Origin of the sequence: Haloplanus rubicundus (genome assembly GCF_003342675.1) — an archaeon.
Lineage (GTDB): Archaea > Halobacteriota > Halobacteria > Halobacteriales > Haloferacaceae > Haloplanus > Haloplanus rubicundus.
Map to the genome: position 1 here is coordinate 546,244 of NZ_CP031148.1, position 14,036 is coordinate 560,279.

Annotated in this window: 12 protein-coding genes; 6 read left to right on the forward strand and 6 right to left on the reverse strand. The window is 69.6% G+C overall.

Annotation, left to right across the window (positions count from 1 at the left end):
- Positions 1 to 8: 8 nt before the first annotated feature.
- Complete coding sequence (locus DU484_RS03580; protein ID WP_114605130.1) at positions 9 to 908, reverse strand: acyltransferase; 900 nt, start codon at positions 906 to 908, stop codon at positions 9 to 11.
- A 62-nt stretch (positions 909 to 970) separates the two neighbouring features.
- Complete coding sequence (locus DU484_RS03585) at positions 971 to 2,470, reverse strand: heme-binding protein (RefSeq protein ID WP_114605131.1); 1,500 nt, start codon at positions 2,468 to 2,470, stop codon at positions 971 to 973.
- Positions 2,471 to 2,559: 89 nt separating this feature from the next.
- Between DU484_RS03585 and DU484_RS03590 the strand changes: the two genes are divergently transcribed.
- Positions 2,560 to 2,790 carry a hypothetical protein gene (locus DU484_RS03590; RefSeq protein ID WP_114584826.1) on the forward strand — a complete coding sequence of 77 codons (231 nt, stop codon included), beginning with the start codon at positions 2,560 to 2,562 and terminating at the stop codon, positions 2,788 to 2,790.
- A 110-nt stretch (positions 2,791 to 2,900) separates the two neighbouring features.
- Here DU484_RS03590 and DU484_RS03595 read toward each other — a convergent pair whose 3' ends face one another.
- Positions 2,901 to 4,682 carry a site-2 protease family protein gene (locus DU484_RS03595; RefSeq protein WP_114605132.1) on the reverse strand — a complete coding sequence of 594 codons (1,782 nt, stop codon included), beginning with the start codon at positions 4,680 to 4,682 and terminating at the stop codon, positions 2,901 to 2,903.
- A gap of 45 nt (positions 4,683 to 4,727) precedes the next feature.
- Entirely contained in the window at positions 4,728 to 5,420 is a 693-nt protein-coding gene (locus DU484_RS03600; protein ID WP_114605133.1) for a type 1 glutamine amidotransferase domain-containing protein, read from the reverse strand.
- Positions 5,421 to 5,514: 94 nt separating this feature from the next.
- Here DU484_RS03600 and DU484_RS03605 point away from each other — a divergent pair, with 94 nt between their 5' ends.
- The 3 genes from DU484_RS03605 to DU484_RS03615 all read left to right on the forward strand — a co-directional run bounded on the left by DU484_RS03605 (position 5,515) and on the right by DU484_RS03615 (position 8,730).
- A complete protein-coding gene (locus tag DU484_RS03605; RefSeq protein ID WP_114605134.1) occupies positions 5,515 to 5,928 on the forward strand; it encodes a hypothetical protein in 414 nt (137 codons plus the stop codon).
- A gap of 100 nt (positions 5,929 to 6,028) precedes the next feature.
- On the forward strand, positions 6,029 to 6,505 hold the full coding sequence (locus tag DU484_RS03610; protein ID WP_114605135.1) for a universal stress protein: 477 nt from the start codon (positions 6,029 to 6,031) through the stop codon (positions 6,503 to 6,505).
- Positions 6,502 to 8,730, forward strand: a complete 2,229-nt coding sequence (locus DU484_RS03615) for an amino acid permease (protein WP_114605136.1) — start codon at positions 6,502 to 6,504, stop codon at positions 8,728 to 8,730. The genes DU484_RS03610 and DU484_RS03615 overlap by 4 nt, the downstream gene beginning before the upstream one ends.
- A gap of 1 nt (position 8,731) precedes the next feature.
- On the opposite strand, the gene DU484_RS03620 is transcribed toward DU484_RS03615, so the two are convergent.
- Positions 8,732 to 9,115, reverse strand: a complete 384-nt coding sequence (locus tag DU484_RS03620; protein ID WP_114584832.1) for a type II toxin-antitoxin system VapC family toxin — start codon at positions 9,113 to 9,115, stop codon at positions 8,732 to 8,734.
- Complete coding sequence (locus DU484_RS03625; protein ID WP_114584833.1) at positions 9,112 to 9,336, reverse strand: antitoxin VapB family protein; 225 nt, start codon at positions 9,334 to 9,336, stop codon at positions 9,112 to 9,114. The genes DU484_RS03620 and DU484_RS03625 overlap by 4 nt, the downstream gene beginning before the upstream one ends.
- A gap of 97 nt (positions 9,337 to 9,433) precedes the next feature.
- Here DU484_RS03625 and mutS point away from each other — a divergent pair, with 97 nt between their 5' ends.
- Together mutS and mutL are read left to right on the forward strand one after the other, a co-directional pair.
- Positions 9,434 to 12,139 carry a DNA mismatch repair protein MutS gene (gene mutS / locus DU484_RS03630; RefSeq protein WP_114605137.1) on the forward strand — a complete coding sequence of 902 codons (2,706 nt, stop codon included), beginning with the start codon at positions 9,434 to 9,436 and terminating at the stop codon, positions 12,137 to 12,139.
- 58 nt (positions 12,140 to 12,197) lie between these two features.
- A complete protein-coding gene (mutL, locus tag DU484_RS03635) occupies positions 12,198 to 13,883 on the forward strand; it encodes a DNA mismatch repair endonuclease MutL (RefSeq protein WP_114605138.1) in 1,686 nt (561 codons plus the stop codon).
- Positions 13,884 to 14,036: the final 153 nt, after the last annotated feature.

Sequence of the window (14,036 nt, forward strand, 5' to 3'; positions counted from 1 at the left end):
TGAAAAGCCTACTTCGGGGGGGAGCGGTCCCGCCCGAACTCGTCGAAGACGTCGAGGTCCTCGGGGAGGTCGTAGTCGAGTCGGCGGGATTCTTTCCGGTTCTCGCCGCCGGCGTCGAGCGGTTCGGCCACTGCGTCCCAGCCGGGCTTGACGCGGACGCTCTTTGCCGGCATCCCGACCGCGATGTGGTGGTCCGGCACGTCGCCCTGAACGACGGCGCGGGCGCCGACGACGGCGTTCGTGCCGACACGCGTCCCCGCGCTGACCATCGAATCGTACGTGACGCGGGCGTCGTCCTCGATGATCGTGTGGTAGTTACGCACCTCGGTCTGGTCGACGATGTCGTGGTCGTGGCTGTAGACGTGGACGCCGTCGGAGATGGAGACGCGGTCGCCGACGGTCAACTGCCCCCGGTCGTCGAGGTGGACGTCGTCGTGGACGACGACGTTGTCGCCGACGGCGATGTTGTGGCCGTAGGTGAAGGTGATCCCCTTGAAGAAGCGACAGCCGTCGCCGCAGTCGGCGAAGAGGTGGTCGGCGAGCATCCGCCGGAACCGGAGCGCGAACTCGACGTTGTCGGCCATGGGCGTGGCGTCGAACTGCCGCCAGAGCCACTGGAGGTACTTCGACTCCTCGAACCGTTCTTCGTCCTTTTCGGCGTAGTACTCGCTCTCTAACGTCGCGTTACAGGGGTCGTACCCCTGCAGGCGAACGCGTTCGGCAGGGGACACGTCGCCGCCGTCCTGCCAGCGCTCGTACGCCTCGCGGTCCCCGAACAGGTCGACCAGCACGTCCTGTACCACCCTACACGTATCCTCGTCGGAGGAGAGTCGCTCGTCGACGTAGTCGATGAACTCCCCGACGCCGTCCTCGGCCTCCGCGGGGAGCGAGACGTGTCGCTTCGTCATGCAGCCCCGCTAGGCAACGGGCACCAAAATGGGTTCGGGTGTGCGTCGTCCGCGCGCGAGAGTTACGCGAGGAAGACGTGCCGCGGCCGGTCGGCGAGCACGTCACGCCCCCACGAGACGGTCTCCGAGAACTCGTCCGAGCGGAAGAAGTTCATCGCGTCCTCCTTCGAGCGCCACTGGCTGGCGATGAACATGTCGTTCTCGTCCTCGCGGTTGATCATCAGATCCGTCTCGCCGTGGCCCTCCATCTCGCCCAGCAGGCCGCCGACCGTCTCGAACTTCTCGACGAAGTCCTCGCGGTGTTCCGGCTTGACCGTGTAGAACATGCCCATGGTGCCGAAGCCGGACTCTTCGCCCGCTCGGCTGACGATGCCGGGGAGTTCGGCGAGGAAGCCGGCGGCGGTGTCCGCCGCGCTCGCGGTGTCCCAGATGCTCACGACCGCCCGCCGGTCCCGCTCCAGGGCGTCGTACACCGCCGTCTTGACGTGCGTGTCGTAGTGATCGAAGTTCGACCGCAGGCCGTCCACCTCGTCGAACAGGTCGTCCGCGTCGGCCTCGGAGTAGAGCACCGTCGCGTACACGTCCTCGCCGTGGGGTTTTCCGGCGTAGATGTTCAGGTCGGCGAGTTCGCCGCGGATGTCGTCGTCCGCGTCGGCGTCCGCGTCGTCGTCCGCGTCGTCGCCGTGCGCCTCGCCGCCGTGATGTGCGTCACCGTCGCCGCCGTGCGCGTCGCCACCGTGCTGTGCACCACCCTCGCCGTGGGGATGCTCACCTTCCTCGTCGGTCGGCACCGACTCGCCCGCGAGGAAGGCGGGCAGGTCGCTCGGCGGGAACCGGCGGCCGACGTAGAACGGCCCGAACTCGCTGTAGCGGGCGCTCGCCTCGTCGTAGCGCATCTCGTAGACGATGTCTTTCAGGTCCGTCGGGTCCTCGGAGAAGAGCGTCACGCCCCACTCCCAGTCGTCGAGGCCGACAGAGGAGGCGACGATCTGTTTCACTCGCCCGCCGAACTCGCGGCCGTGTTCGCCGTGTTCCTCCATCATCTCCCGGCGGCGCTCGAAGGGGAGGTCGTACCAGTTGTCCTGCTCGCCCCGCTTCCGGCTCATCGGGTAGAAGCTGACGTACTGGTCCTCGGGAATCGATGGTTCGAGTTTCCCCTCGATGTACCGTTTGAGACCGGTGTCGACCTCCTCCTCGTCCTCGGCGAAGTAGGCGTCGGAGACGTAGCCGCTCACCTCCGTCACCGAGACGTAGGAGGTGGACTGCTCGGTGAAGGCGCCGAGGGCCGTGCGGTCGAACCGCCGTTCCGCCGTCGACAGTGCGTCGAGGGTGGGTCGCAGGTGGACGATCAGCAGGTCCGCCTTGTGCCCGACCATGGCGAAGACGGCGGAGGCGCCGTCCTCGACGTCGGCAACCGCCTCGTGGGTGTCGAGATACTCGACCCCCTCCTCGACGGCCCGGTCGCGCTCCCGTTCGGGGGCGTCACGCCACGCCGCCCAGTCGATCCGCCGGAAGTCGTGCAGTGCGTACCAGCCTTCGTCCGTCTGGGGTGGTTCGCGCATGGCCCTTCGTTGGGACTGGTGGGGTATGGGAGTTGCGTGTCGCCGATGCACACGGCCGTTTTATGCGGTATCACGGCCCACGTGATTTCGTGTCACTGCCGAGCGTCGGCCTCACCCCCGTCACCCAAGCCGCGCTCCTCCTCGCAGTCTGTCTCCTCGCCCTCGCGGCCATCGCCCTCCAGTTCGCCAAGGTACGGGCGCTGTACGGCGGCGAGTCGACCGCCGAGCGCGTCAACTGTCCGTCGTGTGGAGCGCGGACGCCCGTCGACAGTACGTGCGAGTACTGCGAGGAACCGCTGGAGGACGGTGCGGAGGGATGAGTGTGGGGACGGCGAGCGGGCCGAGGGCCGACCGCAGGGAGGCCCGTCGGCTTTTGATCGAGCTTTTACCAGGGAGCGAGCGGAGCGAGCGACCGCAGTAAAAGGTCGGTTTACAGGAGCTGCGGCCCGAAGATCATCAGGATGAGCGAGACGAGCATCGTCAGCCCGATGCTGGTGGTGATGGTCCGCACCACGCGGGGAGAGTCGGAGACGGGAAGTCGGGACACCACCGCCTCGGCGCCCATCCGCAGGATGCGCCCGCCGTCGAGGGGATAGCCGGGGATGCAGTTGAACAGGCCGAGCTGGAGGTTGACCCACGCCGCCCAGAAGAGCGTGTTCGCGAGGATGAAGACGCCGTCGCCGAGCGGAGCGAGCGGTCCCTGCACGACGTAGAAGTTCGTCACGGCGGGCGTGAATCCGGGGAAGTTCGGAATCCCGAGGACGATGGAGGCGAGCGGGAGGACGAGCGCGACGTAGACCAGCGCGAACGCCGAGTCGGTCAGGCCGCCGAAGGCCGCGCCACCCTCGCCGCCCGACCCGCCGAGCAGTTCGAGGTAGGTGCCGGCGGGGTAGGATCGAACGCCGAAGTCGGTGATCAGGAGCCCACTGGTGCCGGGGAAGATGTCGACGCCGATGAAGCCGTTGCCGTCCCGCGGGTTCTCGCCGAGGGTCACCTGATACGTCTCGAACTCGCCGTCGACGTAGGCGCGGACGGGGACGCGGTCACCCTCTCGGTAGCCGTCGAGTACTCGCGCCAAGTCCGTCGACGACGTGACCCGCTCGCCGTCGATGCCCGTGACGATCATCGTGGCGTTCGTCGGCGCGCTGGCGTTGGCGAGCGGTCCGTCGGGGGCGACTCCGGTGATGTACGCCCCCACCGGAATCGTGCGCTCGCCGGCCGTCGTCTCGATGCGGGCGAACTCGTCGCCGGCGACCGCGTCCCGGAACTCGCCGCGGGTGTGGACCGGCGTGCCGTTGACCGCCGTCACCTCGATGGGGTCGTCCTCGACGGTCAGGTTCGCGGGGTTGCCGCCGACGCTCCCGACCACCGTGAGCGAGCGCTCGACTCGAACCGTCCGTTCCCCGTCGATTTCGACGGCGACGGTCCGCTCCTCCGTAGCGAGGAGGGCGTCGTCTAGGTCGCGTTCGGTCGTGACGTTGGCGCCCGCGACGGCCGTGATGCGGTCGCCGTGGTCGACGCCGGCGGCCGAGGCGGGCGACCCCGCGTACGCCCCGTCGACGGCGACGCCGGGGGCGACGCCGACGGCGGCGATGACCGGCCCGAACAGGAGCGCGAAGGCGACGGCCGTGAGCACGAAGTTGTTGGTCACGCCCGCCGCGAACATCCGGGTGCGACCGCCGCGGTTGGCGTTCCGCTGACTCTCCTCGTCGGGTTCGACGAACGCTCCGATGGGGATGAAGGCCAGAAAGACGAGGCCCATCGATTCGATGTCGATGTCCTCGACGCGACAGAGGAGGCCGTGGCCGCCCTCGTGGACGACGAGGCCGACGAGCAGGCCGAAGACGATTTCGGGGGCGACGGCCAGCGGGAGGAAGTCGTTGACGCCGGGGACGACGAGGAAGTTCTGTGGCTGGTTGACCGCCGACGGCGCCGGCGGATTCTGCAGAATGCTCAGCGCCTGCACGAGTAGCAGGAGGAACATCCCGCCCATGATGACCAGGGCGACGCCGACGCCGACGTTGCTGTACGCGCGCCAGAAGCGTCTGGGCCGCGCGAGACGGGTGAGGAGGGCGCGCCCACGACGGGTGTGAATCGTCGCAATCGGCCCCTGTAGTCGCACGGCGTCGGGGAGGTAGCCGCGAATCTGGAGGGCCTTCGCCACGAGGGAGTAGACGAGGACGCCGACGAGCACCCACAGCAGCGTGTTCATCTACCCGAGCGAAGGCCGCGACGGCAAAAGGCGTTCGGATACCGTCTACGCCTCGGGGTGCTCGACACCGAGTTCGGAAAGCAGCGTCCGCGCCGCCGCGGCCGAGGAGCCGGGGCCGCGGGCGGTTACGAGGTCACCGTCCACCGTGACCGAGGTGTCGGCGTCGAGTTCGGCGTCCCAGTTCGCGCCGGCCGCTTTCACCTCGTCTTCGACCCAGTACGGCAGTTTCCGACCGTCGGGCATCAGATCCCGCTCGTCGACGATGCCCTCCTCCCACGCGTTCGGGAAGCCGGTCACGTTCCGGCCGGCGACGAGGAAATCGCCGGCCGAATCGCGGGTAAAGGCGAGGATGCCGACGGCGTGACAGACGACGAGCGCTTTCCCCGATCCCTCCACGGCCTCGCGGAGCAGGTCGCGGGCGTGGCGGTCCTGATTCACGTCCCACTCGGTGCCGTGGCCGCCGGGGAAGACGACGGCGTCGAAGTCGGCGGCGTCGACTTCCGTGATCTGGGTCGGATCGTTCAGCCGCTCGTCGGACTCGTGGACCTCGCGGACGCGCTCGGCCATCTCCTCGCCGACGTTGGCGGGGTCGACCGACCGCTCGTCGACGACCGGCGGCTCGCCCGTCGGCGTCGCGACGGTCACGTCGACGCCCGCCGAATCGAGCGTGGTCAGCGGCTCGATACACTCCTCTCCCCAGTATCCTTCCTCGCTGACGACGAACAGTGTGGATGGCATGCGGCGGGGCTTGGGCCGTGAGGACTAAAGGGCCCGCGATGGGCGTCGTCGCGAAGCCGCGCGGCTTTTTCCCGCTGGACGCCAAGCCCGACACATGACACGCTTCGACGCGGCCGACACCGCGGAGCGCCGCAAGCTGTTCGCGGAGGCGGTGCTCGCCCACCGAAATCGCGGGAGTCAGTTCTGCACCATCGAGGTCGACCCCGCGGACGCACCGGGGGTGAACGCCGACGACGAGGAGCCCGCGCCGGTTCCCTGGATTCAGTTCGCCGAGAAGACGTTCAACCTCGACTGCACCGACGCGGAGCTCGACCGCCTCAAGGGCCTCCTCGACGACTTCCCCGAGTGTCGCATCGAGCGGATCGAACGGCCCGAGGAGGCGGAGGGGGCGAACGTCCGGATCACCGCCCGGTCGGACGCGAACCGACTGGGGCAGTTCGCGGACCGTGCCCTGCAGGTCACGTTCGGTCTCGACGACGACTACCGAGCATGGGTAACACAGGTGTAACGTGGGCGTCAGGGGGAAGGGTGATGGTCGTCCGCCGTTACAGGCCGTATAATGAACGTGCACTGGACGCGGCTCCGTCGAACGATCGGGAGGCTGGCCCGTGACTGACTCGACAGACCCGCCCGGTATCCTGTCGCGGCCGCTCGTGCCGGTGGCGAGCGAGGACGACGCCGTCGAAACCTGTCGGACCGCCTTCCCACGGATCGCCGCCGCGGGCGGCCGGCCGGTGGTCGTCCACGTCATCGAGAAGGCGGGTGGTGCCCCGGACAAGGCGTCGGTCGAACAGCGGAAAGCGGCGGCCGAGGAGGCGTTCGCCGCCGTCCGCGACTGCGCGGCCGACTACGGCCTCGACGTCGAGACGGAGGTTCGATACGGGACGGACGTGGTCGACGCCATCGTCGCGGCGGCAGCCGACGCCGACGCGAGCGCCATCGTCTTCCACCCTCGCGGTGTGTCGTGGCTGCTCGACCTCCTGACTGGCGACGTGCGCGACAGGCTGATCGCGGAGAGCGACCGGCCGGTGGTCGTGTTGCCGGACGAGACGGACGACGGCGCGGGCGCGGAGGACGACCAGTGAGCGACGAGGAACTCGCCAAGGACCTCGGCCCGCTCGCCGCCCTCACCATCGGCGTCGGGACGATGATCGGCGCGGGCATCTTCGTGTTGCCCCGGACGGCGATCAGTCAGGCCGGCTCCTTCGCGGTGGTCGCGTTCGTCCTCGGCGGCGCCATCGCGCTGTTGACCGCCTTCTCGGCCAGCGAACTCGGGACGGCGATGCCCAAATCCGGCGGCGCGTACTACTACGTCAACCACGCACTCGGGCCGCTCTTTGGCTCCGTCGCGGGGTGGGCCAACTGGCTCGGTCTCGCCTTCGCCTCCGCGTTCTACATGGTCGGTTTCGGGCAGTACATCCAGCAGATATTCGGTCTCACAGGGACGGTGGGGATCGGTCCGATCGCGCTCGATCCGGTGAAGATCATCGCCCTCGTCGGCGCCGTGCTGTTCATCGCCATCAACTACGTCGGCGCGAAGGAGACGGGCCGCCTCCAGAACGTCATCGTCATCGTCCTCGTGGGCATCCTCGCCGTCTTCACCGCGTACGGCGCGCTCCGAGCCGATCCGGCGAACCTACCGCCGGCGGCGACGTTCACGGACACGATGGCCGTGACCGGCATCATCTTCGTCTCCTATCTCGGCTTCGTCCAGATTACGAGCGTCGCCGAGGAGATCAAAGACCCCGGTCGGAACCTCCCGCGAGCGGTCATCGGGAGCGTCCTCCTCGTGACGGTCATCTACGCGCTCGTGCTGGTGACGATGGCCGCCGCGGTGGAACAGGGGTTCATCAACGCGCTCCCGACCGAACAGATCGCCGTCGTCGAGGTTGCGCGGCTCCTCCTCGGTCCCGCCGGCGCCATCGCCATGCTGCTCGGCGGCCTGCTGGCCACAGCCTCCAGCGCCAACGCCTCGATCCTCGCCTCCTCGCGCATCAACTTCGCGATGGGGCGGGACGGCATCGTCAGCGAGTCGCTCAACGAGATCCACCCCCGGTTCGTCACGCCCTACCGCGCCATCGCCATCACCGGCGCCCTGATCGTTCTCTTCATCGCCGCGGGGACCGTCGAGACGCTGGCCGCGATGGGTAGCGTCCTCCACCTGGTCATCTACGCCCTCCTCAACGTCGCCCTGATCGTGATGCGCGAAGCCGACCCCTCGGACTACGATCCGGACTACACGATTCCGCTCTACCCGGTCGTCCCGATCCTCGGGGCGCTCACGGCGCTGGGGCTGATCGTCTTCATCGCGCCGCTGGTGATCGCACTGAGCGCCGTCCTCGTCGCCGGCGCGGTCGTCTGGTACTTCGGCTACGCTCGCTCCCGCGCCACCAAGCAGGGCGTGCTCTCCGAGTACATCCTCGACCGCGCGGAGCGGATGCCCGCCGCCGCCGTCGACGCCGCGACGAGCGTTCAGCCCGACGGCGGCGAGTATCGGGTGATGGTGCCACTCGCCAACCCCGAACACGAGCGGGACCTGATCGAGCTCGCGAGCACCGTCGCCAAGGAACGCGGCGGCAAGGTCGTCGCCACTCACATCATCACGGTGCCGGACCAGACGGCGCTGGAGCGGGCGAAGGGCCGCTCCGACGAAATCGACGAAACCTCGAAACACCTGCTCGACCGGGCGCGCGAGGACGCCGAGACGTTCGGCGTCGAGGTGGAGACCCACACCATCCTCTCGCACCGCTCCTACGAGGCCATCTTCGACGCGGCACACACCCACGACGCCGACCTCGTGGTGATGGGCTGGAGTCCCGGCGCCCACGGCGCCCCCGGCCGCGTCGAGGGGACGATGGACGAACTCGTCCGCTCCCTGCCCTGCGACATGCTGGTGTTGAACGACCGCGGGTTCGACCCCTCGCGGATCGTCGTTCCCACCGCGGGCGGTCCCGACTCCGAACTCGCCGCGGAGGTGGCCGCGCTCCTCCGTCTGACCAACGACGCCGAGGTGCGGGTCCTCCACGTCGCCGACGACGTGGCCGAGGGCGAGGCGTTCCTCGAGGAGTGGGCGGCCGCAAACGACCTCGAAGGCGCCGAACTCGTCGTCCGCTCCGGCGACGTGGAGGCCGCCATCGAGGCGGAGGCCGAAGACGCGACGATGCTCATCATCGGCGCGACCGAACGCGGCCTGCTCTCCCGGCTGGTCCGGGGGGCGCTCGTCCTCGACGTGGTGAACGACGTGGACTGTTCGGTCCTGCTGGCCGAGCGGAAACGGGATCGGGGGCTGCTCGAACGGCTGTTCGGGTAGCTCAGTACTCGACCGTTTCGAGGTCGGCGACGCGGTCGAAGTGATCGTCGCGCGTGACGATGCTGGCGCCGTTGTGACGACAGACGCCCGCGATGAGCGTGTCACCGAGATTGACTCGGTCGCCCGCATCGAGGAGTTCGGCCTCGACGAGCGCCGCTTCACGGGCCGCCGGCTCCGTCAACGGGAGCGGTTCGATCCAGTCGAGGCCGGAGGCAGCGCGGTCGATTCCCTCTCGACCGTCGGTGCGTGCGGCGCCCCGATACACCTCGAACAGCGCCAGCGACGGCGCGAAGAAGGGTTTGTCGGCGTTCTCGCGCAAATACGCCGCGGCGGCAGGGACACCGTCGAGGTAGTCCAGTAGGAAACTGGTGTCGAGGGCGATCATCGCTCGGCTCGGTTCCGAAGGTCGTCGTCCAACTCCGCTCGCGTCCCCTCGACAGCCTCGCGGAATCCCGGTGTGCCCGCCATCGATCCGAACCCCTTCAGCAGGTCGCGCTCGCTCCCCGTGAGGCGGAGAATGGTGTCGGTGAAGCTCTCGCCGTCCCGCTTGTGTTCCTTCAGCCGCTCGTACGCCTCGTCGGTGATGGTGAGGCTCTTCGTCCCCATACGTCTACACGTAGACGTACATGCACTTATTACTCGCGGCGGCGGGGAGTCGCCCCGACCCTGACGGTTTTTATCTCTCGACCGCCCGGTAGCGGGTATGAACGCGGACGCCGACACGGACGCCGACGCCGACGGGAACGCGAGCGCCGTCACCGGCCCACCCGACGGCATGGTCGACGCCCGCGACGACCTGACGCCGATGTTGAGTCAGTACTTCGAGCGCTGTGCGGAGTACGAGGACGCCCTCCTCCTCTTCCAGAACGGCGACTTCTACCAGACCTACTGCGACGCCGCCGAGGAGGTGGCGCGGGTGTGCGAACTCACGCTTACCCAGCGCGAGGACAGCACCGGCACCTACCCGATGGCGGGCATCCCCGTCGACAACGCCGCCACGTACGTCGAACGCTTGCTGGACGCGGGCTACCGCGTCGCCGTCGCGGAACAGGTCGAACGACCCGAGGCGGCGTCGGGCCTCGTCGACCGCGCGGTCACGCAGGTGATCACGCCGGGTACCGTCGTCGACGACGAGTTGCTGGGGACGGGGACGACAAACTACGTCGCGGCGGTGACCCGCGAGGGCGAGACCCGCGGCGTCGCGGCCGTCGACGCCGCCACCGGCGAGTGTCTGGTGACGAGCGTCGGCGACGAGGCCGGGCTGTACGCCGAACTCGACCGCCTCGCGCCCGCGGAACTGCTCGTCGGCTCCGACGCGGCCGTCGACGCCGCGGCGCTCGCCGCCGCGCCGATGGTGACCGACCACGAGGCGGCGGCGATGGACGCCGACGCCGCGACGGAGACGCTCTCGTCGTACGTCGCCCGGCCCGACGCGGTGGTCGCAGGCGACGCCGAGCGCCGGGCCTGCGGCGCCGCCCTCGCCTACGCCGAGTGGACGCAGGGCGACGACGGTCCTCTCGAATACGTCACGCGCATCCGCCGTCACGACCCGCGCGAGTCGCTAGGCCTCGATTCGGCGGCCATCCGGAGCCTCGAACTGTTCGAGAACCGGGGCGCCGGAGCGAGCGAGACGCTCTTCGACGTACTCGACGACACGGCCTGCGCGCTCGGCCGCCGGAAACTCGACGGCTGGCTCCGCCGACCGCTCGTCGACCGCGACGCTATCGAGGCGCGACTCGACGCCGTGGCGGCCCTCACAGACGACGCCCTCGCCCGCGAGGCGATCCGCGACGCGCTCCGGGCGGTGTACGACCTCGAACGCCTCGCCGGCCGGGTGTCCCGCGGCCGGGCGGACGCCCGCGACCTGCGTTCCCTGCAGGCGACGCTCGACGCCGTGCCCGCGGTGCTGGACGGGCTGGCCGACGTGGACGCCGAGTCGGCTCGCCTCGACGAGTTGCGCGAACGGATCGATCCCGTCGACGACGCCCGCGACCTGATCGAGCGGGCGATCCGCCCCGACCCGCCGGTCGAGGTGACCGAGGGCGGCGTGATCCGCGAGGGCTTCGACGACGAACTCGACCGACTCCGAGAGACCGAACGCGAGGGCCGGGCGTGGGTGGCCGAACTCGAAGCCCGCGAGCGGGAGCGAACCGGTATCGACTCCCTCTCGGTCGGTCACAATCAGGTCCACGGCTACTACATCGAGGTGACCGATCCCAACCTCGACCGGGTGCCCGACGACTACACGCGCCGGCAGACGTTGAAGAACGCCGAACGGTTCTACACGCCGGAGCTGAAGCGCCGCGAGGACGAGATTCTGGGAGCGGCCGAGCGGGCCGACACCCTAGAGTACGAGCGCTTCCGCGAGGTCCGGGCGTCGGTCGCGGCGGAGACGGACCGGATACAGGCGGTGGCGGACGCCCTCGCCGAACTCGATGCCCTCGCGGCGCTCGCGGCCGTCGCCGTCGACCAGAACTACGCGCGGCCGACGTTCCACGACGGGGGGATCGACGTCGAGGCGGGTCGGCACCCCGTCGTCGAGGTGACACAGGACCGCTTCGTCCCCAACGACGCGGAGTTGCCGCCCGGGAGCGTCAGCCTCGTCACCGGCCCGAACATGAGCGGGAAGTCGACGTATATGCGGCAGGTGGCGCTGATCGCCGTCCTCGCGCAGGTCGGGAGTTTCGTCCCCGCCGACGCCGCCCGCCTCCCCGTGGTCGACCGGGTGTTCACCCGCGTCGGCGCCAGCGACGACATCGCGGGCGGCCAGTCCACGTTCATGCGCGAGATGAGCGAACTCACCTCGATCCTCCACGAGGCGACGCCGGATTCCCTCGTTCTCCTGGACGAGGTGGGACGCGGCACCAGTACCGCGGACGGCCGCGCCATCGCCCGTGCCACCGCCGAGTTCCTCCACGACGAGGTGGGCGCGACGACGCTCTTTGCCACCCACTACCACGACCTGACGGGACTGGCCGAGGAGTACGCCCGGGTGCGGAACCTGCATTTCGCGGCCGAACGTGCGGAGCCACGCGCCGCGGGGAGTCGGCCGGCGGCCGACGGGGACGACGTGACCTTCCTCCACCGGGTCGCGGAGGGACCGGCCTCGTCGTCCTACGGCGTCGAGGTGGCGCGGATGGCCGGGGTGCCGGCTCCCGTCGTCGAGCGGTCGCGGGCGCTCGTCGACGGCGCCGGTCCCGAGACGAACGGGCACGACGAGGGGGTGCAGGTGACGCTTTCCGGCGTCGGCCCGGACGGGGTCGACAGGGCGGCGGACGGCGACGCGGACGCCGACGACGAAGTGGACGCCGACCTCGTCGCCACCCTCCGCGAAGTCGACCTCGCGCGGACGACGCCCATCGAGGCGTTGAACCTGCTGGCGGACCTGCAAGATCGGGTCGACGAATGACGAAAACCGACCGCACGCGACCCCGCGACTGGGCGCGTCCCGACCGACGACGGCACCCATGAGGCGTCTAGATCGCGAGACGGTCGACCGCATCGCCGCCGGGGAAGTCGTGACCCGACCGGCCCGCGTCGTCGAAGAACTCGTCGAGAACGCCCTCGACGCCGGCGCGGAGCGAATCGAGATCGAGGTCGACGGCGACGGCACCGAGCGGATCCGCGTCGCCGACGACGGCCGGGGGATGAGCGCCGACGAGGCGGAACTGGCCGTCGAGCGCCACACCACGAGCAAGCTGCCCGACTGCGACCTGACGGCGGTCGAGACGCTCGGCTTCCGGGGCGAGGCGCTCGCCAGCATCGCGGACGTGGCCCGGATGACCCTGACGACGAACGACGGCGGCCCGCGGGGAACGTCGGTACACGTCGACGGGGCGGGACCACGTTCCGCGGGGAGCCGGCCTGCGGCCGGCGACGACGTGACCGTCGACTCCGCGGGGCGCGGTCGCGGGACGACCGTCGAGGTGCGCGACCTGTTCCACAACCGCCCGGCGCGAGTGGAGTCGCTGGCCGCGCCGGCGACGGAGTTCGAACGGATCAGCGACCGCGTGGCGGCCTACGCCCTTCTGCGTCCCGACGTTGCCCTCTCGCTCGAACACGACGGCCGGCGGGTGTTCGCTACGCCGGGATCGGGCGATGCCGCGGACGCGGCGCTGTCGGTCTACGGCCGGGAGGTGGCTCGCGAGAGCACGACGGTCGACGCGACGGCGACGGCGACGGTCGGCGACGAGAAGGCGACGGTCGAACTCCGTGGTCTGCTCGCCTACCCCTCGATCACCCGGGCGTCGGCCGACCACGTCCGGATCGCGGTCAACGGCCGCCCCGTCTCGGTGCCCGCGCTCCGTCGCGCGGTCGAACGCGGGTACGGCTCGCTCCTCGCCGGCGACCGCCACCCGGTCGTCGCCCTCGCCGTCTCGCTCCCGCCGTGGGCGGTCGATCCGAACGTCCACCCGACGAAGCAGACGGTGGCGCTCCGGGCGGCGGACGCCGTGGCGGGGGTGGTGGAAGACGCCGTTTCCGACGCGCTCTCGACGGCGGACCTCCGGCGGTCGGCGGACGTGGCGATGGATCTCGACGCGGCCCTCGATCCGGTCGACACCGCGGCGTCGGCGCTCGACGACGCGACGGTTCTCGGTCGCTTCCGCGACCTGTACTTACTCTGTGAGGCCGACGACGACCTGCTGGTGATCGATCAACACGCCGCCCACGAGCGGATCAACTACGAGCGTCTGCGGGCGGCCGTCGAGTCCGAGGGCGTCGAGTCGGTCCCCCTCGACCCGCCGGCGACGCTCTCGCTCTCGCCCGGCCAAGTCGCCGCCGTCGAATCCCACGCCGACGAGCTCGAACGCCTCGGCTTCGACTGTGAGCCCTTCGGTGGCGGCACCGTGCGCGTGCGGGCGGTGCCGGCGCCGCTGGGCCGAGTGGCGGCTCCAGACACGCTGGAGTCGACGCTGACCGCCCTTCGGGAGGGCGAAGACCCGAACCGGCGCGACGAACTCCTCGCGGACCTGGCCTGTCACCCGTCGCTGAAGGCGGGCGACGAACTCACCGACGACGACGCTGCGGCGCTCGTCGAGCGTCTCGGGGCGTGCGAGCAACCCTTCGCCTGCCCGCACGGACGGCCGACGGTCCTCGCCATCGACGAGGGACATCTCGCGCGCGGGTTCGAGCGACATCCGCGGCGTGGGTAGCGAGTGTCGGTAGCCGTCGTCGCACGATAGTTCTCGATCCGCAAATCGAATTTTTATATTTGAGAATCGAAGGGGCGCGCTTAAGTAACAAAACCTTTCCTCTAGCGATAATGGTCGAACCAAGCAACAGTCACCGACCGTTCAGTACTAGTT